Annotated in this window: 20 protein-coding genes and 1 tRNA gene; 20 read left to right on the top strand and 1 reads right to left on the bottom strand. The window is 43.6% G+C overall.

Going from position 1 to position 24961, the window contains the following annotated elements:
• The first annotated feature begins 135 nt into the window (after nt 1-135).
• From HMPREF0833_RS11000 to HMPREF0833_RS04610, 6 genes are all read left to right on the top strand, one after another.
• Nucleotides 136-6594 (top strand): accessory Sec-dependent serine-rich glycoprotein adhesin, encoded by a 6459-nt coding sequence (locus HMPREF0833_RS11000; protein WP_013903941.1) that lies wholly within the window; start codon nt 136-138, stop codon nt 6592-6594.
• Between the two features lie 538 nt (nt 6595-7132).
• On the top strand, nt 7133-7864 hold the full coding sequence (pyrH, locus tag HMPREF0833_RS04630; RefSeq protein ID WP_003005706.1) for a UMP kinase: 732 nt from the start codon (nt 7133-7135) through the stop codon (nt 7862-7864).
• Between the two features lie 19 nt (nt 7865-7883).
• Nucleotides 7884-8441, top strand: a complete 558-nt coding sequence (gene frr, locus HMPREF0833_RS04625; protein WP_003005165.1) for a ribosome recycling factor — start codon at nt 7884-7886, stop codon at nt 8439-8441.
• Between the two features lie 99 nt (nt 8442-8540).
• On the top strand, nt 8541-9395 hold the full coding sequence (gene cvfB, locus HMPREF0833_RS04620) for an RNA-binding virulence regulatory protein CvfB (RefSeq protein ID WP_013903940.1): 855 nt from the start codon (nt 8541-8543) through the stop codon (nt 9393-9395).
• A 10-nt stretch (nt 9396-9405) separates the two neighbouring features.
• On the top strand, nt 9406-9621 hold the full coding sequence (locus HMPREF0833_RS04615; protein WP_013903939.1) for a YozE family protein: 216 nt from the start codon (nt 9406-9408) through the stop codon (nt 9619-9621).
• A gap of 79 nt (nt 9622-9700) precedes the next feature.
• Nucleotides 9701-10696, top strand: a complete 996-nt coding sequence (locus HMPREF0833_RS04610; RefSeq protein ID WP_013903938.1) for a PhoH family protein — start codon at nt 9701-9703, stop codon at nt 10694-10696.
• Between the two features lie 47 nt (nt 10697-10743).
• Here the strand turns inward: HMPREF0833_RS04610 and ald are convergent, their stop codons facing one another.
• Nucleotides 10744-11856 (bottom strand): alanine dehydrogenase, encoded by a 1113-nt coding sequence (gene ald, locus HMPREF0833_RS04605; protein ID WP_041818333.1) that lies wholly within the window; start codon nt 11854-11856, stop codon nt 10744-10746.
• Between the two features lie 200 nt (nt 11857-12056).
• Between ald and HMPREF0833_RS04600 the strand changes: the two genes are divergently transcribed.
• From HMPREF0833_RS04600 to smpB, 14 genes are all read left to right on the top strand, one after another.
• Nucleotides 12057-12626: a GNAT family N-acetyltransferase gene (locus HMPREF0833_RS04600; RefSeq protein WP_013903936.1), complete on the top strand. Its 570-nt coding sequence runs from the start codon at nt 12057-12059 to the stop codon at nt 12624-12626.
• Nucleotides 12627-12676: 50 nt separating this feature from the next.
• Nucleotides 12677-12749, top strand: a tRNA-Thr gene (locus HMPREF0833_RS04595).
• A gap of 394 nt (nt 12750-13143) precedes the next feature.
• A complete protein-coding gene (gene tetA(46) / locus HMPREF0833_RS04590; RefSeq protein ID WP_013903934.1) occupies nt 13144-14868 on the top strand; it encodes a tetracycline efflux ABC transporter Tet(46) subunit A in 1725 nt (574 codons plus the stop codon).
• 1 nt (nt 14869) lies between these two features.
• Complete coding sequence (gene tetB(46) / locus HMPREF0833_RS04585) at nt 14870-16606, top strand: tetracycline efflux ABC transporter Tet(46) subunit B (protein ID WP_003018863.1); 1737 nt, start codon at nt 14870-14872, stop codon at nt 16604-16606.
• A gap of 404 nt (nt 16607-17010) precedes the next feature.
• Nucleotides 17011-17508, top strand: coding sequence for an rRNA maturation RNase YbeY (gene ybeY / locus HMPREF0833_RS04580; protein WP_013903932.1), 498 nt, complete (start codon nt 17011-17013; stop codon nt 17506-17508).
• The gene (locus tag HMPREF0833_RS04575) at nt 17489-17887 is read left to right on the top strand and encodes a diacylglycerol kinase family protein (RefSeq protein WP_013903931.1); all 399 of its coding nucleotides are present in this window, start codon (nt 17489-17491) and stop codon (nt 17885-17887) included. The genes ybeY and HMPREF0833_RS04575 overlap by 20 nt, the downstream gene beginning before the upstream one ends.
• Before the next feature lie 29 nt (nt 17888-17916).
• Entirely contained in the window at nt 17917-18816 is a 900-nt protein-coding gene (gene era / locus HMPREF0833_RS04570; protein ID WP_013903930.1) for a GTPase Era, read from the top strand.
• A 45-nt stretch (nt 18817-18861) separates the two neighbouring features.
• The gene (mutM, locus tag HMPREF0833_RS04565) at nt 18862-19686 is read left to right on the top strand and encodes a DNA-formamidopyrimidine glycosylase (RefSeq protein ID WP_013903929.1); all 825 of its coding nucleotides are present in this window, start codon (nt 18862-18864) and stop codon (nt 19684-19686) included.
• Nucleotides 19687-20283 (top strand): dephospho-CoA kinase, encoded by a 597-nt coding sequence (gene coaE, locus HMPREF0833_RS04560; protein ID WP_013903928.1) that lies wholly within the window; start codon nt 19687-19689, stop codon nt 20281-20283. It abuts the gene before it with no gap.
• 16 nt (nt 20284-20299) lie between these two features.
• Nucleotides 20300-21499 carry a multidrug efflux MFS transporter gene (locus HMPREF0833_RS04555; protein ID WP_223345280.1) on the top strand — a complete coding sequence of 400 codons (1200 nt, stop codon included), beginning with the start codon at nt 20300-20302 and terminating at the stop codon, nt 21497-21499.
• Entirely contained in the window at nt 21489-21638 is a 150-nt protein-coding gene (gene rpmG, locus HMPREF0833_RS10320; RefSeq protein WP_003005699.1) for a 50S ribosomal protein L33, read from the top strand. Before HMPREF0833_RS04555 ends, rpmG begins: the two co-directional genes overlap by 11 nt.
• Before the next feature lie 41 nt (nt 21639-21679).
• Nucleotides 21680-21913: a preprotein translocase subunit SecG gene (gene secG, locus HMPREF0833_RS04550; protein WP_003008189.1), complete on the top strand. Its 234-nt coding sequence runs from the start codon at nt 21680-21682 to the stop codon at nt 21911-21913.
• A gap of 96 nt (nt 21914-22009) precedes the next feature.
• A complete protein-coding gene (rnr, locus tag HMPREF0833_RS04545; RefSeq protein ID WP_013903926.1) occupies nt 22010-24367 on the top strand; it encodes a ribonuclease R in 2358 nt (785 codons plus the stop codon).
• Entirely contained in the window at nt 24330-24797 is a 468-nt protein-coding gene (smpB, locus tag HMPREF0833_RS04540; RefSeq protein ID WP_013903925.1) for an SsrA-binding protein SmpB, read from the top strand. Before rnr ends, smpB begins: the two co-directional genes overlap by 38 nt.
• Nucleotides 24798-24961 lie beyond the last annotated feature (164 nt).

Here is a 24961-nt window from a genome sequence, read left to right as displayed (position 1 = left end):
CGGGTAGCTTTTTTGTTCGTTTGAATGGTTTCAGAACGCTATTTCCTGATGATAAACTTGATAAACATTAAAACGCTTGCATAAGTACAGGAAAAAGGTATAATATAGGCGAAAATAAAAATTAAGGAGAATCAAATGATTTTTAAACGTTCAAACGGAGAATTCCGTGAAACTGATCGAGTGACTCGTTTCAAGTTGATCAAGTCAGGTAAGAACTGGTTGCGTGCAGCTACTTCAAACTTTGGTTTGCTCAAAGTGATCCGAGGTCAAGTCGAAGAGACGGTTGTTGCTGAGGTTCGTGAAGACGCTGTTTCTGCTAAGAGCCGTCACCTCTTAAAAGGGATCGTAGTAGCAACGGCTCTTTTAAGTGCTACTACAGTTGCAACTACTACGTTTGCGGATGAAGTAGGAAACGAAGTCGTTTCTTCCTCTGCAGCAGTGAGTGCTCCATCCCTTTCACCTGAAGCAGCTCCATTGACTGAAGAAGGTTCGAAAGAAGTCTCAGTCCCTCAAAATGAAACTGCTACAGAAACAAAAGCTCAAGCAGCAAGTTCATCCCAAGTGGTCGAAAGTACTGTAGCATCGGATGATAAAGCAATCTTGGAACAAAATGCTTCTGAAGCAGCTTTATTGAATCAAATAGCAGAAAAATATGCTTCCAACCATCAAAATGAAGAGCAGAAAGCTGCTATCAAAGAGGCTGTTGCAAAAGTTCAAGCTGAATTGCCAACAAAAGAAACTTCGAGCAATTCTGAAGTAAAACCACAATCATATGCTGAACAACGAGAACGCTTGAACAAGTCAGTAGATGATATGATGGTAACCTTGAAGGCTGCAGGCTTTAATGGAAATACAACTGTTAATGGTGCACCAGCAATTTCTGCTCAGTTAGATGCACTTTCAACTTCAACTACCTTGACAGCCCCATCAGTAACTCCAACAATGGAAGAGCCAAATGGTGCTTCTATTGATGACCCAACATGGAACAATGCAACTTATCAATTGGATCCAAATGCTGACCGCTATACCTATTCTATTTGGGATCTTCAAAACTGGCAAGGTCCGGCAAATCAAGGTGGTCTTACCTATAGCAATGGTGGCTATTATGTAACCTTCTCAGTAGATCGTTCTGCTGTTGGAACAACTCAGACACCAACTGTTCATGCTCGTTTGGTTGAAAAAGCTACTGGTAAAGAAGTCGAAACCTTGGATTTGACTGCCAAGTCAACTTTCCAATTTAAGACCTTGGTGAATGAAAATCCTACTTATGCCCCTCAATTTGATTATACTACTGGGGAATCTTCGCAAATCCTAGGAACTTGGACCAATAACCGTGAAGCTGGTCCAACTTCTGATGATAAATATAAACACCACATTCTTCAAATTCGTGATACGACTAAACCAGGAAATGTTGGGGAAACAAAACCGAATGTTCAAACAGTTATCCCAACTGAAAAAGTAACCCATACCACCTACTATAAAGTAGAGGGTACGAATGAAGAATTGGCTTCATACAGCCAAACTGGTATTGAAAGCCAAGACTACAAGGCATCGAATCCGCGTGAATTTGAAGGCTACGAGTTTGTACGTACGGATGCTGAAAAGGATATGACCGGTTCTCTAGGTGGTGTCGGAGCTAAATACTTGGAACTCCAAGGTGGACGTGCTCACTACTATGTCAAACGGATTGTAGAGCAAGTCGATAAAGACGGAACATCTGTTGTTAAATTATATGCTTTAGACCCATCAAAAGTGGCGTCGTATAATCCATCAACGGATGTAAATACGCTAGACTTAACCAACTATACTTTGTTGTATACTTCAGACCCGGTTAAGCCAGGAGGTAAGCCAACACCTGCTGGAACAGCAACTGAACCGAAAGAGGTCGGATATGTTGACAGTAAGGATGGGAAATACCATCTTAAAGTTGCAACTTATACGGATGGTGGAAACGGGAATGTGCGTTTGAGTGGTTGGTACAATAAGGCTACTGGGGATGCCTTTACAGATTCACCGCAATTCTCAGCAGATGTAGATCCTGTTCGAAACAATACTTCCAACATCATTGGTGGGAACACACCAGGGGATAAGGCTTCTGGCTACCCATCATTCTTTAATAACTATTCTCTTCCATCCATTAAAGAAATTTCTACAGATGTAACGCACTATTACCGCAAATCAGATGTTACTGGTAATGTTTACGTTCATTATAAGGATACTGAGGGTAATGAGCTGAAAACTTCCGTCACAGATGAAGCGGCGCAACCAATTAATAAGACCTACGATACAGTCGTGGACAACCGTCCGCAAACAATCGAAAAAGATAGCAAGACTTACGAATTGGTACCTGCGGGTAACTACACAGTCGGTGAAGTAGATGATGAGGGTCACCTCAAGTCTTCTGATCCTACAACTGGTCTAGTTGCTAAAGAAGATAAGAATGTTACCTACATCTATAAGCTCAAAGAAGAGCCTAAAGGTAATGTCTATGTACACTATGTGGATACAGAAGGCAAGACCATCAAGTCAGATGTGACCGATGAAGACCAACAACCAGTAGACAAAGACTACGATACAGTGGTAGACAACCGTCCACAAGAGATTGCATTCGAAGGCAAGACTTATGAATTGGTTCCAGCAGGAACTTACACAGTCGGAGAAGTGGATGATGAGGGTCACCTCAAGTCAACCGACCCAACAACCGGTAAGGTCATCGAAGGCGATAAGAACGTCACCTACGTATACAAATTGAAGGAAACCCCAGCTGAACCTAAGGGTAATGTCTATGTACACTATGTGGATACAGAAGGCAAGACCATCAAGTCAGATGTGACCGATGAAGATCAACAACCAGTAGACAAAGACTACGATACAGTTGTAGACAACCGTCCACAAGAGATTGAATTCGAAGGCAAGACCTATGAATTAGTACCAGCGGGTAACTACACAGTTGGTGAAGTGGATGACCAAGGTCACCTCAAGTCAACCGATCCTACAACAGGTAAAGTGATTGAAGGCGATAAGAATGTAACGTATGTGTACAAACTAAAAGAAACACCAACAGAACCTAAGGGTAACGTTTATGTTCATTATGTAGATACAGAAGGCAAGACCATCAAGTCTGATGTAACCGATGAAGACCAACAACCAGTAGACAAAGACTACGATACAGTCGTAGACAACCGTCCGCAAGAGATTGAATTCGAAGGCAAGACTTATGAATTGGTTCCAGCAGGAACTTACACAGTCGGTGAAGTGGATGACCAAGGTCACCTCAAGTCAACCGACCCAACAACCGGTAAGGTCATCGAAGGCGATAAGAACGTCACCTACGTATACAAATTGAAGGAAACCCCAGCTGAACCTAAGGGTAATGTCTATGTACACTATGTGGATACAGAAGGCAAGACCATCAAGTCAGATGTGACCGATGAAGATCAACAACCAGTAGACAAAGACTACGATACAGTCGTAGACAACCGTCCACAAGAGATTGCATTCGAAGGCAAGACTTATGAATTGGTTCCAGCGGGTAACTACACAGTCGGTGAAGTGGATGACCAAGGTCACCTTAAATCTACCGATCCTACAACAGGCAAAGTGATTGAAGGCGATAAGAATGTAACGTATGTGTACAAACTAAAAGAAACACCAACAGAACCTAAGAAGGGTGAAGTCATCATCACTTACGTAGACGAAAATGGTAAGGAAATCGAAAAACCTCGTCAAGATACACCAAACTCACCTTATGACACACCATATAACACCACTGAGGAAGGTGAAAAACCTAACACTATCAAGACACCAGACGGTAAGACCTACAAGATCGTACCGAAAGGTGACTACCCAGTAGGTAAAGTGGACGAAGATGGCCATTTGGAATCATCTGATCCAATTAAAGGTAAAGTTGACAAACCTAAGTCAATCATCACTTACGTTTATAAAGAAGTGAAGGAAGAACCAACTCAACCTAAGGGTAATGTTTATGTTCATTATGTAGATACAGAAGGCAAGACCATCAAGTCTGATGTAACCGATGAAGACCAACAACCAGTAGACAAAGACTACGATACAGTGGTAGACAACCGTCCACAAGAGATTGCATTCGAAGGCAAGACTTATGAATTGGTTCCAGCGGGTAACTACACAGTCGGTGAAGTGGATGACCAAGGTCACCTTAAATCTACCGATCCTACAACAGGCAAAGTGATCGAAGGCGATAAGAATGTAACGTATGTGTACAAACTAAAAGAAACCCCAGCTGAGCCTAAGGGTAACGTCTACGTTCACTATGTAGATACAGAAGGTAAGACCATCAAGTCTGATGTAACCGATGAAGACCAACAACCAGTAGACAAAGACTACGATACAGTGGTAGACAACCGTCCACAAGAGATTGCATTCGAAGGCAAGACTTATGAATTGGTTCCAGCCGGCACTTACACAGTCGGAGAAGTGGATGACCAAGGTCACCTCAAGTCAACCGACCCAACAACCGGTAAGGTCATCGAAGGCGATAAGAACGTCACCTACGTATACAAATTGAAGGAAACCCCAGCTGAGCCTAAGAAGGGTGAGGTCATCATCACTTACGTAGACGAAAATGGCAAGGAAATCGAAAAACCTCGTCAAGACACACCAAACTCACCATATGACACTCCATATAACACCACTGAGGAAGGTGAAAAACCTAACACTATCAAGACACCAGACGGTAAGACCTACAAGATCGTACCGAAAGGAGACTACCCAGTAGGTAAAGTGGACGAAGATGGCCATTTGGAATCATCTGATCCAATTAAAGGTAAAGTTGACAAACCTAAGTCAATCATCACTTACGTTTATAAAGAAGTGAAGGAAGAACCTACTCAACCTAAGGGTAATGTTTATGTTCATTATGTAGATACAGAAGGCAATACTATCAAGTCTGATGTAACCGATGAAGACCAACAACCAGTAGACAAAGACTACGATACAGTGGTAGACAACCGTCCACAAGAGATTGCATTCGAAGGCAAGACTTATGAATTGGTTCCAGCGGGTAACTACACTGTCGGTGAAGTGGATGACCAAGGTCACCTTAAATCTACCGATCCTACAACAGGCAAAGTGATTGAAGGCGATAAGAATGTAACGTATGTGTACAAACTAAAAGAAACACCAACAGAACCTAAGAAGGGTGAAGTCATCATCACTTACGTAGACGAAAATGGCAAGGAAATCGAAAAACCTCGTCAAGACACACCAAACTCACCATATGACACACCATATAACACCACTGAGGAAGGTGAAAAACCTAACACTATCAAGACACCAGACGGTAAGACCTACAAGATCGTACCGAAAGGAGACTACCCAGTAGGTAAAGTGGACGAAGATGGCCATTTGGAATCATCTGATCCAGTTAAAGGTAAAGTTGACAAACCTAAGTCAATCATCACTTACGTTTATAAAGAAGTGAAGGAGGAGCCAACACAACCTAAGGGTAATGTCTATGTTCATTATGTAGATACAGAAGGCAATACTATCAAGTCAGATGTGACCGATGAAGATCAACAACCAGTAGACAAAGACTACGATACAGTCGTAGACAACCGTCCACAAGAGATTGCATTCGAAGGCAAGACTTATGAATTGGTTCCAGCGGGTAACTACACAGTCGGTGAAGTGGATGACCAAGGTCACCTTAAATCTACCGATCCTACAACAGGCAAAGTGATTGAAGGCGATAAGAATGTAACGTATGTGTACAAACTAAAAGAAACACCAACAGAACCTAAGAAGGGTGAAGTCATCATCACTTACGTAGACGAAAATGGTAAGGAAATCGAAAAACCTCGTCAAGATACACCAAACTCACCTTATGACACACCATATAACACCACTGAGGAAGGTGAAAAACCTAACACTATCAAGACACCAGACGGTAAGACCTACAAGATCGTACCGAAAGGTGACTACCCAGTAGGTAAAGTGGACGAAGATGGCCATTTGGAATCATCTGATCCAGTTAAAGGTAAAGTTGACAAACCTAAGTCAATCATCACTTACGTCTATAAAGAAGTGAAGGAAGAACCAACTCAACCTAAGGGTAACGTTTATGTTCACTATGTAGATACAGAAGGCAAGACCATCAAGTCAGATGTGACGGATGAAGAAAATCAACCAGTTGATAAGGACTACAACACAGTGGTAGACAACCGTCCACAAACAATCGAAAAAGACGGTAAGACTTATGAATTGGTCCCAGCAGGCAACTACACAGTTGGTGAAGTGGATGACCAAGGTCACCTTAAATCTACCGACCCTACTACAGGTAAAGTGATCGAAGGAGATAAGAATGTAACGTATGTTTACAAACTTAAAGAAACTCCAGACAAGCCTGTAGAGCCAACCCCAGATAAGCCAGTGGATCCAACACCAGGTAAACCAGTGGACCCAACATCAGGTAAATCAGTAGAGTCAACACCAGCTAAAGGACAACTTCCAAATACTGGTGAAACTACATCTGTCGGATCAACTCTACTCGGACTAGTTGCAGGACTTGTAGGATTGGCAGCACTTGGACGTCGTAAAGAGGGAGACGAAAAATAATTCTTCTTCCTTTGGTGAATGATTGATTTATCTTCATTCAAAACGCCAGTTCTAATTGGTGACTAGGATAGGCCTTAAAGCCTTGAAAAAGGGGATGATCAATCCCCTTTTTCAACTAGTCATACGCTTAACTAAGAATCATTAAAATGATATAAAACGAGTCTCCCACCATAAACAGTTTAAAAGTTTTATACTGTTTATCTAAAAAAAGGGGGCTCTTTTCTTATAATCAAGAAAGTAAATGTAATTCTAAATTACTTATTTGAAATTAAATATTATAGTAGCAGCTAACCTGATTCAGAGTGATAATCATCTGGAAAAGATCATATAATTGTTGATGCACCGATGATTGATAAAAGCGACAATTCTTAAATTACATATGTAAAAGAGTTTCATTACCAAAATCTAGATCCTTTATAAAATTAGGATAAAAATGAATATCTTTTCAGTGGATAAGTTAAAATTTTTTTGATAGATATCACTATATAAAAAACGTAATTTATGGTAAAATAATACAGATCAAAAAAGGAGAGAGAAAATGGTAGAACCTAAGTATAAACGTATCTTAATCAAGCTATCTGGTGAGGCTCTTGCCGGCGAACGTGGTGTCGGAATCGATATCAAAACTGTCCAAAATATGGCCCAAGAAATCAAGGAAGTTCATGAACTTGGAATTGAAATTGCCTTGGTGATTGGAGGGGGAAACCTTTGGCGTGGAGAACCTGCTGCTGAAGCAGGGATGGATCGTGTCCAAGCAGACTACACAGGTATGCTCGGTACTGTCATGAACGCACTTGTGATGGCTGATTCGCTTCAACAAGTTGGCGTGGATACCCGTGTTCAAACTGCGATTGCTATGCAACAAGTTGCAGAACCTTATATCCGTGGTCGTGCCCTTCGTCACCTTGAAAAAGACCGGATCGTGATCTTTGGTGCGGGGATCGGTTCTCCTTACTTCTCAACAGATACGACCGCAGCCCTTCGTGCAGCTGAGATTGAAGCAGATGCCATTCTCATGGCCAAAAATGGGGTCGATGGTGTTTACAATGCCGATCCGAAAAAAGATGCTTCAGCTGTGAAATTTGAGGAATTGACTCACCGTGATGTGATCAACAAAGGTCTTCGCATCATGGACTCAACAGCCTCTACTCTCTCCATGGACAACGACATTGACTTGGTTGTCTTTAATATGAATGAACCAGGCAATATCAAACGCGTTGTCTTTGGTGAAAATATTGGTACAACCGTATCGAATAACGTAGAAAAATAATAGAAAATAGAGGAAGATTATGGCAAACCCAATCGTAGAAAAAGCAAAAGAAAGAATGACCCAGTCTCACCAAAGTTTGGGACGTGAATTTGGTAGCATCCGTGCTGGACGTGCAAACGCAAGTCTTTTGGATCGTATTTTCGTAGAATACTACGGAGTAGAGACTCCTTTGAACCAATTGGCATCTATCACTATTCCAGAAGCACGTGTCTTGTTGATCACACCATTTGATAAATCATCTTTGAAAGACATCGAGCACAGCATCAATGCTTCTGACCTTGGTATCACTCCAGCCAACGATGGATCTGTTATCCGTTTGGTTATCCCAGCTTTGACAGAAGAAACTCGTCGTGACTTGGCAAAAGAAGTGAAAAAAGTGGGTGAAAATGCTAAAGTAGCGATCCGTAACATCCGTCGTGATGCTATGGATGAAGCGAAGAAACAAGAAAAAGCAAAAGAAATCACAGAAGATGAATTGAAAGGTCTTGAAAAAGAGATCCAAAAAGTTACGGATGACGCTGTTAAGCATGTAGATGAAATGACAGCTCATAAAGAAAAAGAATTGATGGAAGTTTAATCCATCCCAACCATTACAGGAAAGAAAGACTCAGTTGGCACTGCTGGCTGGGTTTTATTTCCATTATTCTTGTGAAGAAGCAAGAGGAAAGAAGGAAACATGAATACGAATCTAGCAAGCTACATCATGGGAATGGTCATTGATGAAAATGATCACTTCTATTTTGTTCAAAAAGATGGCCAGACCTACGCGCTTGATAAAGCAGAAGGCCCACACCAAGTCGGAGAAAGTGTCAAGGGCTTTGCCTATACAGATATGAAGCAAAAGCTCAGACTCACGACACTTGAAGTCACAGCAACTCAAGAAAGCTTTGGCTGGGGAACGGTTACGGAAGTGCGCAAGGATTTGGGAGTCTTCGTGGATACAGGGCTTCCAGATAAGCAGATTGTTGTCTCACTAGATATCTTACCGGAGATCAAAGATTTATGGCCTAAAAAGGGCGATCGTCTCTATATTCGCTTAGAAGTTGATAAGAAAGATCGGATTTGGGGGATCTTAGCCTACCAGGAAGATTTCCAGCGTTTGGCTCGTCCTGCTTACAACAATATGCAAAACCAAAACTGGCCAGCCATTGTCTACCGCTTGAAATTGTCTGGAACCTTTGTTTACCTTCCAGAGAACAATATGCTGGGCTTTATCCACCCAAGTGAGCGCTATGCAGAACCTCGTTTGGGACAAGTCCTAGATGCCCGGGTCATTGGATTCCGTGAGGTGGATCGGACCTTGAATCTATCTTTGAAGCCACGCTCCTTTGAAATGTTGGAAAACGATGCCCAAATGATTCTGACCTATTTGGAAGCCAATGGAGGCTTTATGACCTTGAATGATAAGTCATCTCCAGAAGAAATCAAGGCAACTTTTGGGATTTCAAAAGGTCAGTTCAAAAAGGCTTTGGGTGGTTTGATGAAGGCCAAAAAAATCAAGCAAGACCAGTTTGGAACAGAGTTGATCTAAGAGGAGGCTTATGCGAAAATCATTTTATACTTGGTTGATGACGGAGCGCAATCCTAAAAGCAATGCTCCTAAGGCCCTTCTAGCAGATCTTGCATTTCACGAGTCTGCTTTTCCCAAGCATACAGATGACTTCGATGAGGTCAGTCGCTATCTAGAAGAGCATGCCAGCTTTTCCTTTAATCTTGGCGATTTTGATGCGATTTGGGAAGAATACCAAGCCCACTAGAAAAGGACAGGTCGAGGATGGTTTTTTCTCGGCCTCTTTGTTATAATAATAGAAAAACACAGGTAGAGAGGTTCTTTATTTGCAAGAACATTCAGTTGAAATTACATTAACGCATCCAGACGATCTCTTTCATTTGTTTGGATCTAACGAACGCCATCTCCGTTTGATGGAGCAAGAATTTGGGGTGATTATTCATGCACGGACAGAAATCGTCCAAATCATTGGGGAAGAAGAAACCTGCGAGCAGGTTCGTCAAGTCATCCAGGCTCTTTTGGTCCTCGTCAACCGTGGCATGACCATTGGAACGCCGGATGTGGTGACCGCCATTACCATGGTGAGAAATGGGGAATTGGATAAGTTCATCGCTCTCTATGAAGAAGAGATTATCAAGGATAGTTACGGCAAGCCCATTCGGGTTAAAACGCTTGGTCAAAAGATCTATGTCGATAGTGTCAAGAACCATGATGTCACTTTTGGGATTGGACCAGCGGGGACTGGGAAAACCTTCCTAGCAGTGACCTTGGCCGTGACTGCCCTCAAGCGTGGTCAGGTCAAGCGGATCATTTTGACCCGTCCTGCTGTAGAAGCTGGAGAGAGCCTTGGTTTCCTACCAGGGGATCTCAAAGAAAAAGTGGACCCTTATCTACGACCGGTCTATGATGCTCTTTACCAGATTTTAGGGAAAGACCAAACAACTCGGATGATGGAGCGGGAGATTATCGAGATTGCCCCTTTGGCTTATATGCGGGGGCGGACCTTGGACGATGCCTTTGTCATCCTCGATGAAGCGCAAAATACCACCATCATGCAGATGAAGATGTTTTTGACTCGTCTTGGTTTTAACTCTAAGATGATTGTCAATGGAGATACCAGCCAGATTGACCTTCCTCGAAATGTTAAATCCGGCTTGATTGATGCCCAGGAGAAATTGAAGAATATTTCTCAAATTGACTTTGTGCATTTCTCTGCCAAGGATGTCGTTCGTCATCCAGTAGTAGCAGAGATTATCCGGGCCTACGAGCCCATTCCGAATCCAGTCCTCAAAGAAGAACCGGATGTGGAAGAAGAAGAATAAAAGAAAAGGCAAAGATCATCAGATCTTTGCCTTTTGAATGTTAGAAATTAAACCAATTCATCAATTGGTGTGAAGTCACGCTCTAAACCGGTAGCAACGGGTTGACTTGTGATGTGTCCTTGGTAAGTGGTGACCCCTTGGCGCAGGCCTTCGTCGAGGGCAATTGCCTTGTGGAAGCCATTGTCAGCTAGGGATTCAACATAAGGAAGGGTCACATTGATAAGGGCGATAGTAGAGGTACGAGCGACAGCCCCTGGGATATTGGCAACGGCATAGTGGAGTACGCCATGTTTTTCGTAAACTGGATCCGTATGCGTTGTGACACGGTCTGCTGTTTCAATAACACCACCTTGGTCAACGGCCACATCGACGATGACTGAACCGGGACGCATTTGTTTAACCATATCGTCTGTCACTAATTTAGGAGCTTTAGCACCAGGAATCAAGACAGCTCCGATGACAACATCGGCATCACGGACGCTGGCTTCAATATTAAATGGGTTGGACATGAGGGTTTGGATTTGATGACCAAAGACATCTTCCAGAACAGCCAAACGTTTAGCGCTGATATCTAAGATGGTCACTTGGGCACCGAGTCCAAGGGCGATACGAGCTGCGTGGGTTCCAACGACTCCGCCTCCGATGATGGTGACTTTTCCTTTGGGAACACCTGGCACCCCACCTAGGAGGACACCAGACCCACCTTCTTGTTTGGTCAGGAAGTGAGCACCGATTTGCACGGCCATCCGTCCAGCAACCTCACTCATTGGCACCAAGAGTGGCAACTGTCCATCTAAGTCACGAACGGTTTCGTAGGCCACCCCAGTTGTTTTAGCTGCGACCATAGCGTCTGCTAATTCAGGTGCGGCAGCCATATGCAAGTAAGTGAAGAGCAAGAGGTCTTCGCGAAGGAAGTCGTATTCTTCAGCGAGGGGTTCTTTGACTTTGACCACCATCTCAGCGGCCCAAGCTTCTGCTGCAGTCGCAACGATGGTTGCCCCTTGCTTCGTGTAATCTTCATCCGCAAAGCCAGAACCAAGTCCAGCATTTGTTTCCACCAAAACTTGATGACCTTTCTTCACCAAGCTTTGTACGCCTGCAGGAGTCAAACCGACCCGATTTTCGTTGTTTTTAATTTCTTTAGGAATTCCAATGAGCATTCTTGCCTCCTTGCTCAGATTTTGGTGTAAAAAGGCCATTGGTGTGAGATTGCTCTCTTGACTCAATGACCTTTTCACTCCTTATCCGATTGTTTTGATTGATTTTATTGTATAGAAAAGTGGGTTAAAAAGCAAGAAAAATTTGAGCTTGCCTTCCTTTAGGTTATTTGCTAAACTAATTCCTAAAGAAGGAGTGCCAAATGGAAAATTTATATGTGAAGTTAGCGACTTATCGTGAAGTGGAGACAGAGCGTCTGCACTTGCGTCCGGTCACTCTTGAAGACGCACCGGCTATGTTTGAGTATGCTTCTGATGAGACAGTTACGCGCTATACCTTTGCAACCAATCAAAGTCTAGAAGAGACGCGTAATAATATTGCCCTCTTTTACCTAGCGAGCCCACTTGGAAGATGGGGGATCGAGCTCAAAGAGAATGGAAAATTTATCGGGACGATTGATTTACTGGATTTGGATCTTTGTCTGAAGAAGGGGAGTATCGGCTATGTTCTGAATAAATCCTATTGGAACCAAGGTCTTGCGACAGAGGCTACCAAGGCAGTCATTGCCTTGGCTTTTGAACAGTTAGGGATGAACAAGCTCATTGCTGTTCATGATCAGGACAACCCAGCTTCTGGACGGGTGATGGCCAAATCAGGGATGAAATATTCCCACGAGGAGCCCTATGCGATGCTAGACCTGCATGAAGAAGGGCGAATGGTGACGAGAGTTCATTATGTCCTCACAAAGGAAGAATATTTGGCAGAAAAATGAGTCAGGATATTGACAAAAGGCCTATCTCCATGATATAGTAGATAGGTACTGCTGGTTTAGCTCAGTCGGTAGAGCGCATCCATGGTAAGGATGAGGTCGCCGGTTCAATCCCGGCAACTAGCATAGCAGAAAAGAGAAGCTTAGAAAAGATCTAGGCTTCTTTTTTTGCGAGTCCATCTTTAAAAGTCTTGCTTTTTTCAACAATTTTCAAAAAAACGTTGACAAGCAAGGAAATAAGTGGTAGAGTTATAACAACAAAGAGAAAGGAGAAAACCATCATGAACAAAGTAGATGTTTTGATGACACAATTGAATACACAGCTTCTCCAATCTCAGTTGAGTTCGATGTAAACTATAAATGGAACCCAAGATGGAGGAGTCTGTCTTGGGTTTTTTGTATGCATTTTTACCTGCCTTAACTGAATTGGTGATAGGCATCAGAAGGCCCAAGTGTGGACTGAGTACGTACTCAGCTCCTTGCTTGGGTTTTTTCTGTGCCATTTTGAAAAGGAGAATATATGATCAGAGCTATTTGGGAGTATATCAGGGAGCGCAAATGGCGATATGTGAAGATCGCTATGGTCTTGATTCTTTATGATTACACCTTATTGATCCCGACGCAAGTCATCCAGCGCTTAGTGGATCATTTGAGTCAGCGGACGCTGACGCAATCCAACTTTGTATGGGATATGGTCCTCTTAGTAGGATCAGCCATCCTCAATTACCTAACGGCTTTTTATTGGCAGTTGCGACTCTTTCAGTCGTCAGTCCATTTCAAGGCGACCCTCCAGGAGCAAGCATTTCGTAAGCTAGTAGCCATGCGGCGCCCTTTTTTTGAGAAATTTCGCTCAGGAGATCTCTTGACGCGCTTTACGACAGATGTCGATGGCATGGCCGATATGGCTGGTTACGGGATGATGGTGCTCCTGTTTGGCGGTGGCTTGTTTGCCTTTATTATTCCGACCATGTTTTTCATTTCTTGGCAATTAACCTTGATTTCCTTTATTCCTATGATCTTCCTCGTCGTCTCTACCTATTTTTTGAGTAGAAAGCAGGAGGAGTATGTTGAGCAAAACCGGGAAGCAGTCGCTCAGTTGAATGATGAAGTCTTGGAGTCGATCGAAGGAATTCGGGTCATGCGGGCCTATAGTAGACGGGACCAGCAGGTCAAACAGTTTCAGAAAAAAACGGCCAGTCTATCCAAAACAGGGGATAAAATTGCCTCTATCCAGTATTCTTTTGGACCTTTAGCCCTGTTGTTTATTGGATTCTCGACGGTCTTGCTCCTGCTATTTGGAGGCCAGTCCCTGGCAAGCGGGCAGTTGAGTCTTGGCAAGTTATTGGCTTTACAGCTGTATTTGGTCTTTTTAATTGAGCCTATGTGGATGATGGCGGACCTGATCTTGGTCTACCAGACAGGGCAAATGTCCTATAAAAAATTAAAAGAAGTGATTGATGAGACAGATGATCTGGAGCCAGATGGTCCTCACTACCTAGAGAAGATTGATTCGGTGCAGTTTAAGGACTATTCTTTCAGCTATCCTGATGCTGAGCGAAAGAGCCTGTCAGGCATTGATTGGACTATCCAGCGAGGACAGACGGTAGGGATTGTTGGTCGTACCGGTGCAGGAAAGACTACCCTGGTTCGACAATTCTTGCGGCAGTACCCAGTTGGTGAGGGAGAATTCTTGATTAACCAGCAACCGATCGTGGACTACAACCGACACTCCATTGAAGATAAAATTGGCTATGTTTCCCAAGAACATATTTTATTTTCCAAGTCTATCCGTGAGAATATAGCGCTTGGTAAAAAAGGAGCCAGCCAAGAAGATTTGGTGGAAGCAATAGCCCAAGCTGCTTTTGCGGATGATCTCGAGCGGATGTCTCATGGAATGGACACCTTGATCGGTGAGAAAGGGGTCTCTGTATCAGGAGGTCAAAAACAACGGATCTCTCTGGCACGTGCCTTCTTAAGAGATGCAGAGCTCTTGCTGTTAGATGATTCCCTTTCTGCAGTGGATGCGAAGACTGAACAGGCCATTATTGACACGATTCAAAAGGAACGAAAAGACAAGACGACCATCATTGTTTCTCATCGCTTGTCTGCTGTTCATCAGGCGGATTGGATCATCGTCTTGGATCAAGGGCAGATTGTAGAAGAAGGCAGGGCTAGTGATTTATTGGCTCAAGAAGGCTGGTATTATGAACAATACCAACGGCAACAAAAACAGGAAGGAGAATAAGATGAAAGTTTTGAAACGATTATTATCGAGGATCACGCTTTATCCAACTGTCTTTCTTGCTGGCTTTATTTGCCTCTTACTAGCCACCATTTTTTCTGAATTGTCACCCTTTCTTCTCCAAAAGATGATCGATGGGCCTTTGACTGCACTGACCCATGGTGGCGGGCAAGGGGACTTGCTTCAGATGGGAGGATTCTATCTCTTGGTCTTGAGCATCGGACAGCTGATTAGCTACCTAGGGAATCGGATCTTGCTACACGGAAGCAATCAAGTGACGGCTAACCTAAGAGACCAAGCCTTTCAAGTCATGCAAGGGTTGCCTATTTCTTATTTTGATGATAAGCCGGCTGGGAAGATCGCGACAAGAATTGTCAATGATACGGAGACCTTGCGGACCCAGTTTTATAACTCTTGTATGATTTTAGTCATCTACTTGGTGCGTTTCCTCTTTATCCTAGGGATTCTCTTTTACCTGAGTCCTATGATGGGCCTTCTCTTGTGTTTGGTCTTTCCGATTTTCTATGGGATCCAGTATCTCTACAAGGTCATGACGGACCAGCCTATGAAGGATTTCTTTGATGCGCGAAGCGAGGTCAATACCCAGGTCAATGAACTCTTGCATGGTGCCAGTATGATTCAGCTCTATCATCAAGAGCCTGGTGTGGTGGAGGAGTTTGAAGCCACTACCCAGAAGATGTTAGGAGCCAATGATCGAATCCTCCTGGCCGATTCCATTGCTTCTTGGACCTTAACGGAATTGCTCAAGTTTTTAGTGATTGCGGGCATTTTGACCATCGCTGGGATTTCTTTCCTACAGGGCAATATCGGTGTGACGGCTGGTTTCTTATTTATCAATATTAACTATGTGATTAATCTATTTGATCTCATGGCCAATCTTAGTCGTCAATTCCCAAATATTCGGCGATCCTTAGAAACGGGGAGCCGCGTCCTTGCTTTCTTAGACCAACCTTTGGAGGCCGATGGTGCATTGGAACTGAAGATAGAAAAGGCAGAAGTCGTGTTTGACGACGTTCAATTTGCCTATGAAGAAGGAAAGCCAGTTCTGCGGGATATTGCCTTTCAAGCAAGTCCTGGGCAAACCATCGCTCTTGTGGGTCATACTGGATCGGGTAAGTCTTCGATTATGAACCTGCTCTATCGTTTTTATGATCCTCAAGAAGGTGCGATTTTGATAGATGGTCAAGATATTCGCCAAGTCTCTCGTGAGAGCTTACGCAGCCATATGGGGATTGTTCTGCAGGATCCTTATCTATTTACAGGAACCATAGCTAGTAATGTGGCCATGAGTCAGGAACACATTGATCGGGATGCGGTCAAAGATGCCTTGAAAAAAGTCGGGGCTTGGCCCTTTGTAGAGCGCCTTGAAAAGGGGATCGACCATCCAGTCGTAGAAAAAGGATCTGCCTTTTCAAGTGGCGAGCGCCAATTGATTTCCTTTGCGCGGACGCTCTATATGAATCCGCAAATTCTGATTTTGGATGAGGCAACTTCTCACATTGATACAGAAACAGAAGAAATCATCCAGAAGGCTATGGCAGTCCTGCAAAAGGGCCGGACCACCTTTATCATTGCCCATCGCTTGTCCACTATTCAAGATGCGGATCAGATCTTAGTCTTATCCGAAGGACGTATTGTGGAGCGTGGTAGACACGAGGAACTGGTTGCACAAGGCGGTATCTATGCCCAGATGAATGCCATTCAGCAAACAGTGGTGTAAGATGAGTTCCACTGTTTAAGACGAGGAAAATCCCTAGCTAATTTATCTTTGTAATAAAACAGACTATATTTTAGATATAAGCTGGTTAATATCTGGGATAAAAGATTCTTAGAAACTTTCCTTATGTGATTACGGACGTCAGCGACCTTCTTCGAAGTTCCATGACTTAGTTTTGAGCCTAAAGTCTCAAAACTCCCGAGTGCTTGAAACAGTACTGTTTCAAGCACTTTTCTCACGGCGGAAAGTTTTATTAGTGTCTGGACTGATCAAAAAAATAAAAATTATTATATCTTTCTTGATATTTTGATATGAAAAACTACGGATCTATATTTTAAACCAGTCTGTATCTAGTATATAGGCTGGTTTTTGTGATATAATAAAGTGATAATAGTGAGGTGATCCAGATGTATATTGAAATGGTAGATGAGACTGGTCAAGTCTCTGACGAAATTTTAAAACAAACGCAAGAAATTTTAGAATTTGCTGCTAAAAAAATTGGGAAAGAAGACAAGGAAATGGCTGTGACTTTTGTAACCAATGAACGCAGTCATGAACTAAATCTTGAATACCGTGATACGGATCGTCCGACGGATGTCATCAGTTTAGAATACAAGCCAGAGATGGAGATTTCTTTTGACGAGGAAGACCTTGCAGAAAATCCAGAATTGGCAGAGATGATGGCTGAATTCGATACCTATATTGGTGAGCTCTTTATTTCAATTGACAAGGCGCGTGAGCAAGCCGAAGAATATGGCCACAGTTTTGAGCGCGAAATGGGATTTTTAGCAGTGCATGGTTTTCTTCACATTAATGGCTATGATCATTATACGCCGGAAGAAGAAAAGGAAATGTTTGGCTTACAGGAAGAGATTTTGACAGCCTATGGACTCACAAGACAATAAGCGAAAATGGAAAAATCGGGACTTTATTTCCAGTTTGGAGTTTGCGATAACAGGAATTTTCACGGCGATCAAAGAAGAGCGCAATATGCGCAAACATGCCTTATCAGCCCTTGTAGCAATTCTTGCTGGTTTGGTATTTAGGATTTCTGCGACGGAGTGGCTCTTTTTGTTGCTCAGCATCACCTTGGTGATTGCTTTTGAAATTATGAATTCAGCCATTGAAAATGTAGTGGATCTAGCTAGTAACTACCATTTCTCCATGTTGGCAAAGAATGCCAAAGACATGGCGGCTGGAGCAGTCCTCGTCGTATCAGGCTTTGCCCTACTTACAGGACTGGTGATTTTTGTGCCCAAATTCTGGGCCTTGGTATTTGGATAAGAGGGAGCATGCCCTCGTGAAAGGATATTATGACATTTAAATCAGGCTTTGTAGCCATTTTAGGACGTCCCAATGTTGGGAAGTCAACTTTTTTGAACCACGTCATGGGGCAAAAAATTGCCATCATGAGTGACAAGGCGCAGACAACGCGCAATAAGATTATGGGGATTTATACGACGAATAAGGAACAGATCGTCTTTATCGATACCCCAGGGATTCACAAACCCAAGACCGCACTTGGAGACTTCATGGTGGAGTCAGCCTATAGTACCCTTCGGGAAGTCGATACCGTACTCTTTATGGTGCCAGCTGATGAAGCGCGTGGCAAAGGTGACGACATGATCATTGAACGCCTCAAAGCAGCTAAAGTGCCCGTCATCCTCGTGGTCAATAAGATCGACAAGGTCCACCCTGACCAGCTCTTGGCGCAAATCGATGACTTCCGTAGTCAGATGGACTTCAAAGAAATTGTGCCGATTTCAGCCCTTCAAGGAAACAATGTTTCGCGTTTGATTGATATTTTGAGCGAAAACTTAGAAGAAGGGTTCCAATATTTCCCTGCTGATCAGATTACTGACCATCCAGAGCGTTTCTTGGTTTCTGAAATGATCCGTGAAAAGGTCTTGCACTTGACGCGTGAAGAAATTCCCCACTCTGTTGCCGTAGTGGTGGATTCTATGAAGCGGGATGAAGAAACAGATAAGGTTCATATCCGTGCGACCATCATGGTGGAACGCGATAGCCAAAAAGGGATTGTCATCGGAAAAGGTGGCGCCATGCTCAAGAAGATCGGAACCCTTGCGCGGAAGGATATCGAGCTCATGCTAGGGGACAAGGTCTTCCTAGAAACCTGGGTCAAGGTCAAGAAAAATTGGCGGGATAAGAAATTGGATCTTGCCGATTTCGGATACAACGAAAAAGAATATTAAGAAGAGGTGGGCAGAAGCCTGCTTCTTGTTTTTGAAAGGAGTTCTATGCCGGAATTACCAGAAGTTGAGACCGTTCGGCGTGGTCTTGAGAAATTAATTCTTGGGAAGACCATCCAATCAGTGGAAGTAAAGTATCCAAAGATGATTCAGACGGATCTGGATGCTTTTCGTCAAGATCTCCCAGGTCAAGAAATTCGGGTCCTGGGGCGTCGCGGGAAATACCTCTTGTTTTATTTGACGGATTTGGTTTTGATCTCGCATTTGCGGATGGAAGGCAAGTATTTCTTTTATCCAGACGAAGTCCCTTTTCGCAAGCACGCCCATATCTTCTTTCACTTTACAGATGGCAGCACCATGGTCTATGAAGATGTCCGCAAGTTTGGGACCATGGAAGTCTTAGTGCCTGAGTTTATAGACAGCTATTTTTTGACGAAAAAAATTGGTCCAGAGCCAACAGAAGCGGATTTTAAAGAACAAGCCTTCCAAGCAGCTCTTAAAAAATCAAAGAAACCCATTAAATCAGCTCTTTTAGACCAAAAATTAGTGGCTGGTCTGGGCAATATCTATGTAGATGAGGTCCTTTATCGAGCCAAGGTTCATCCAGCTCGTTTGGGTCAAAGCTTGACTGCTAGAGAAGCCAAAGCCATCCGAAAGGAAACAATCGCTGTGCTTGCTCAGGCTGTCGAAAAAGGTGGCTCCACTATTCGCTCCTACAGCAATGCTTTTGGAGAGGATGGCACTATGCAGGAAGAGCATCAAGTCTATGGGAAAACAGGTCAGCCTTGTTTGCGCTGCGGGACACCGATTGAGAAAATCCAGCTGGGAGGACGTGGAACCCATTTTTGCCCGCACTGTCAAAAGGAGAACTAGATGGCGAGAATCATCGGATTAACAGGAGGGATTGCTTCAGGAAAGTCCACTGTCACCTCCTATTTGAAAGAGAAAGGTTATCCTGTCATTGATGCTGATCGAGTGGTTCATGACTTGCAAGTTTCAGGAGGGGCCCTCTACCGTGTCCTAGTAGACCATTTTGGGAAGGGGATACTCACAGAAAATGGAGAACTGGATCGCGTCGCTCTAGGTCAACGGATTTTTTCAAATCCTAGTGAACGAGACTGGTCCAATCACGTCCAAGGCCAGCTCATTCGTGAGGCTTTGGCAGATGCAAGAGACAGACAAGCTGCTCAATCCGGTCTCTTTTTTATGGATATTCCCCTCTTGATCGAGCAGCACTATGAAGGGTGGTTTGAGGCTGTATGGTTGGTAGCTGTCTCAAAAGAAACCCAGCTCAAGCGCCTGATGGAACGCAACCACTTATCAGAACTGCAGGCTAAAGAACGCATCGCTGCTCAAATGCCGCTAGATGAAAAAAGAGCCCATGCAGATCTGGTCTTAGACAATAATGGCGATCTAACTGCCCTCTATGCCCAATTAGATGTAGCCCTAAAACAATTAGAAAGAAGATGATTTTATCACAAGAGAAATCAATTGGCGTAAAAATCTATACATTGCCTGGATTGGGTGCTTTTTCATCGGAGCTAGCCTTTCGTTAGTTGTGCCTTTTATGGCCCTATTTGTAGAAGAGTTGGGCGTTACGGGCAAGGCTGTTCCTTTTTATGCTGGGATTGCCGTCGCGAGTTCTTCTGTAACCTCTGCGATCATGTCTCCTATCTGGGGGAGCCTGGCCGACCGCTATGGTCGAAAACCCATGATGCTCAGGGCTTCTATTGCTATGACCCTGACCATGGGAGGGATCGCCTTTGTGCCATCTGTCTTTTGGCTCTTGGTTTTGCGCTTTCTCAACGGTGTCTTTTCAGGCTTTGTCCCTAATAGTACAGCCTTGATTGCCAGTCAAGTATCAAAGGACCAATCAGGCTATGCCCTGGGGACTTTGTCGACCGGTGTCGTAGCTGGAACCTTGATGGGGCCTTTGATTGGGGGACTCATTGCTGAAAATCTGGGAATGCGCAATGTCTTTCTTTTGGTTGGCTTTTTCTTATTTCTAGTGTCCCTTTTAACCTTTTGGGGTATCGAGGAAGACTATGAGCCCATTCCAAAAGAAGAACAAAAATCCAGTTGGCAGTTGCTTATGTCCATTCAGCAAAAGGATATTCTCTTAGGCCTCTTTTTGACCAGTATGACCATTCAAATGATCGCCCAATCTATTTCTCCAATCCTGCCTCTTTATGTGCGAGCTTTAGGGCAAAGAGATAACTTGATTTTTGTATCGGGGATGATTGTTTCGGCTATGGGAGTCTCTAGTATGCTCTTTTCAGGTTGGATGGGAAAACTCGGAGACCGAATCGGGAATCACCGGCTCTTATTAATCGCCCTTCTCTATAGTGGTTGCCTTTATATTCTCTGTGCCCAAGCGCAAACGCCCCTGCAATTAGGAATCTTACGCTTCCTTTTTGGGATTGGGACTGGTGCCCTTTTACCAGGAGTTTCTGCTTTGTTAAATCGCTTAACCCCTCCTGAAGGGATCTCTCGGATCTTTAGCTACAACCAGCTCTTTTACTACTTAGGTGGCGTGTTAGGGCCAATGATGGGATCGAGTATTTTCATGCATTTTGGCTATCATTGGGTTTTTTACGGCACAGCCCTCTTGGCCTTTACCGATTTGATTTTCCTCTTATTCTTATTTAGAAAGTATTTGAAAGTGAGAGACGTACGTGCGAATTAAAGTTCAATTGACCTGCACAAGCTGTGGGAGTCAGAATTATTTGACCAGTAAAAATACCAAAACCCATCCCGAAAAGATCGAGGTCTTGAAGTATTGTCCCAAGGAAAGAAAAGTAACCTTACATATTGAATCAAAATGATTTTCATGGTATAATAGTGAGGATTTTAAGGAGTTTTGAATATGAGCGGAGCATTAACAACTATTTTACTAGTATTATCAGTATTGATTATTATCGCAATTTTTATGCAACCAACAAAAAACCAATCGAGCAACGTCTTTGATGCAAGCTCAAATGACTTGTTTGAACGTTCAAAAGCGCGCGGGTTTGAAGCCGTGATGCAGCGTTTAACAGCTATTATGATCTTCTTTTGGTTATTGATCGCGATGATCTTAATGGTACTTTCTAGTAGATAAGATAGGCTCAGACAATGTCTTTGCCTATTTTTATTTTGCAAAACAAAGACACAAATAGATAGAAAAAAGGAGGCTGGATAACCAGCAAATACATTCATGAAAATAAGTATTAAAGAATATTTACAAGAGCATGACAAAGCCCAGATCAATGATCTGGCAGCAGCTCTAGGAAAAGAAGGATCTAAGGATTTTCGTGACTTGGTCAAAACCATCTCTCTGATGGAACGCCGTCATGAGTTGAAATTCGAGGATGATGGCTCTCTTCGTTTGGCTCAAAAGAAGGCCCCAGCCATTACCCTCAAGGGGATCTTTCATGCCCATAAAAATGGCTTTGGCTTTGTCAGTTTAGAAGGCGAAGAAGAGGACCTCTTTGTTGGTCGAAATGATGTCAACCACGCCATCGATGGGGATACTGTTGAGATCGTCATTACCAAGGTAGCAGACCGAAACAAAGGAACGGCAGCAGAAGCTAAGATTATTGATGTCTTGGATCATAGCGTCAAAACGGTTGTTGGACAAATTGTTCTGGATGAGGAAAAGCCCAAATATGCCGGCTACATTCGTTCGAAAAATCAAAAAATCAGCCAGCTGATCTATGTGAAGAAGCCAGCCATCCAATTGGAAGGTACCGAAATCCTCAAGGTCGAAATTGATCAATACCCGAGCCGCAAGCACAATTATTTTGTGGCAACTGTGCGGGATGTGGTCGGTCATGTGACAGATCCTGGAATCGATGTCTTAGAAGTGCTAGAATCCATGGATATCGTCTCAGAATTTCCAGAAGAAGTGCTGAAAGAGGCTGAGCAGGTTCCAGATGCACCGTCTGCAAAGGATTTAGAGGGACGGTTGGATCTGCGAGAGGAGATTACCTTTACGATCGACGGAGCGGATGCCAAAGACTTGGACGATGCGGTCCATATCAAGCCACTCAAGAACGGCAATTTTGAGCTGGGGGTTCACATCGCAGATGTCTCTTATTACGTTACAGAAGGCTCAGCTCTTGATAAGGAAGCTCTAAATCGTGCAACCTCTGTCTATGTGACCGACCGAGTAGTACCCATGCTTCCAGAACGTTTGTCCAATGGGATCTGTTCTTTAAATCCGAATGTGGATCGGCTGACCCAGTCTGCCATCATGGAGATTGATCCCCATGGAAAGGTCGTCAAGCACACCATTACCCAAACGGTGATCAATACGACCTTCCGAATGACCTATAGTGACGTCAATGATATCTTAGCAGGCGACGAAGAAAAGGCTCAAGAGTTTAAGAAAATTGTCCCAAGTATTCATCAAATGGCCTCCCTGCATGGTATTCTAGAAAGCATGCGGATTCACCGAGGAGCCCTCAATTTTGATACCAATGAGGCTAAAATCCTAGTCAATAAAGAAGGAAAACCAGTCGACATTGTCCTCCGTCAAAGAGGAATTGCGGAGCGGATGATTGAGTCCTTTATGCTGATTGCCAATGAGACAGTGGCGGAACACTTTACACGAATGAAACTGCCGTTTATCTACCGGATCCACGAAGATCCAAAGGCAGAAAAAGTACAGAAGTTTATCGATTATGCTTCTAGCTTTGGGATCCAGATCTACGGAACGGCTAGTGAGATGAGCCAAGAAGCCCTGCAAGAAATCATGCGCAAGGTCGAAGGAGAACCCTATGCAGATGTCCTTTCGATGATGTTGTTGCGCTCGATGCAACAGGCCCGTTACTCAGAGCACAACCATGGCCACTATGGGCTTGCTGCGGAGTATTATACCCACTTTACCAGCCCCATTCGCCGGTATCCAGACCTGATGGTTCATCGAATGGTGCGCGAATACGGTAAATCCCAAGAAGTGGCAGAACACTTTGAACAAGTTCTTCCAGACATTGCCAGCCAATCCTCTAGTCGAGAGCGCCGGGCTATTGACGCAGAGCGCGAAGTAGAGGCTATGAAAAAGGCCGAATACATGGAAGACTATGTTGGGGAAGAGTACGATGCTGTGGTTTCCAGTGTAGTGAAATTTGGCCTCTTTGTGGAGTTGCCAAATACGGTCGAAGGTTTGATCCATATTACCAATCTTCCTGAATACTACCATTTTAACGAACGAGATCTAACCCTTCGTGGGGAGAAATCGGGAGTGACTTTCCGTGTTGGTCAGCAAATCCGGATCAAGGTCGAAAGAGCTGACAAGATGACCGGAGAGATTGATTTCTCTTATATTCCAAGTGAATGGGATATCGTCGAAAAAGGCCTCAAGGCCAAAGGACGTGACCGAGATGGCAATCGCAGGGATCGCAGACGCAAAGACAAAAAAGTTTCTAAGGGTTCAACCGTTAGAAGAGATGACAAACGGAAAGATTCTTCTAAATCCAAAAAGAAAAAAGGGAAGAAACCATTTTACAAGGAAGTAGCAAAGAAAGGAGCCAAACATGGCAAAGGGCGAAGGAAAGGTAGTCGCGCAAAATAAAAAGGCGAGACATGACTACACCATCGTGGATACAATGGAAGCAGGGATGGTGCTGACGGGTACAGAGATCAAAAGTGTCCGTGCAGCACGCATTAACTTGAAAGATGGTTTTGCACAAGTTAAAAATGGAGAAGTTTGGCTCAGCAACGTCCATATTGCCCCTTATGAGGAAGGCAATATCTGGAACCAAGATCCAGACCGTCGTCGCAAGCTTCTTCTTCATAAAAAGCAAATCCAAAAGCTGGACCAAGAAACCAAAGGAACAGGAATGACCCTGGTGCCTTTAAAGGTCTATCTCAAGGATGGTTATGCCAAATTGCTTTTGGGACTTGCTAAAGGGAAACATGATTATGACAAGCGTGAATCCATCAAACGTCGGGAACAAAACCGGGATATCGCACGGGTTATGAAACAATACAATACACGTTAAATAAAAAAACAGTTTTGAACCTTGTTTCAGAACTGTTTTTTTATAGTTTTCAATTGTAATCGCTTGCAAAAAGAATGCTTGTATTATATACTAAAATCAAGGTGTTGGTATAGTTGTTTTTCACTGGCTTAGAAGTTTTTTAAGCCTCTTTTGTAGTCAATAAG

Origin of the sequence: Streptococcus parasanguinis ATCC 15912 (genome assembly GCF_000164675.2) — a bacterium.
Taxonomy (GTDB): domain Bacteria; phylum Bacillota; class Bacilli; order Lactobacillales; family Streptococcaceae; genus Streptococcus; species Streptococcus parasanguinis.
The sequence above is the reverse complement of the archived record's forward strand: the minus strand, read 5'-3'. Positions and strand labels throughout refer to the sequence as shown.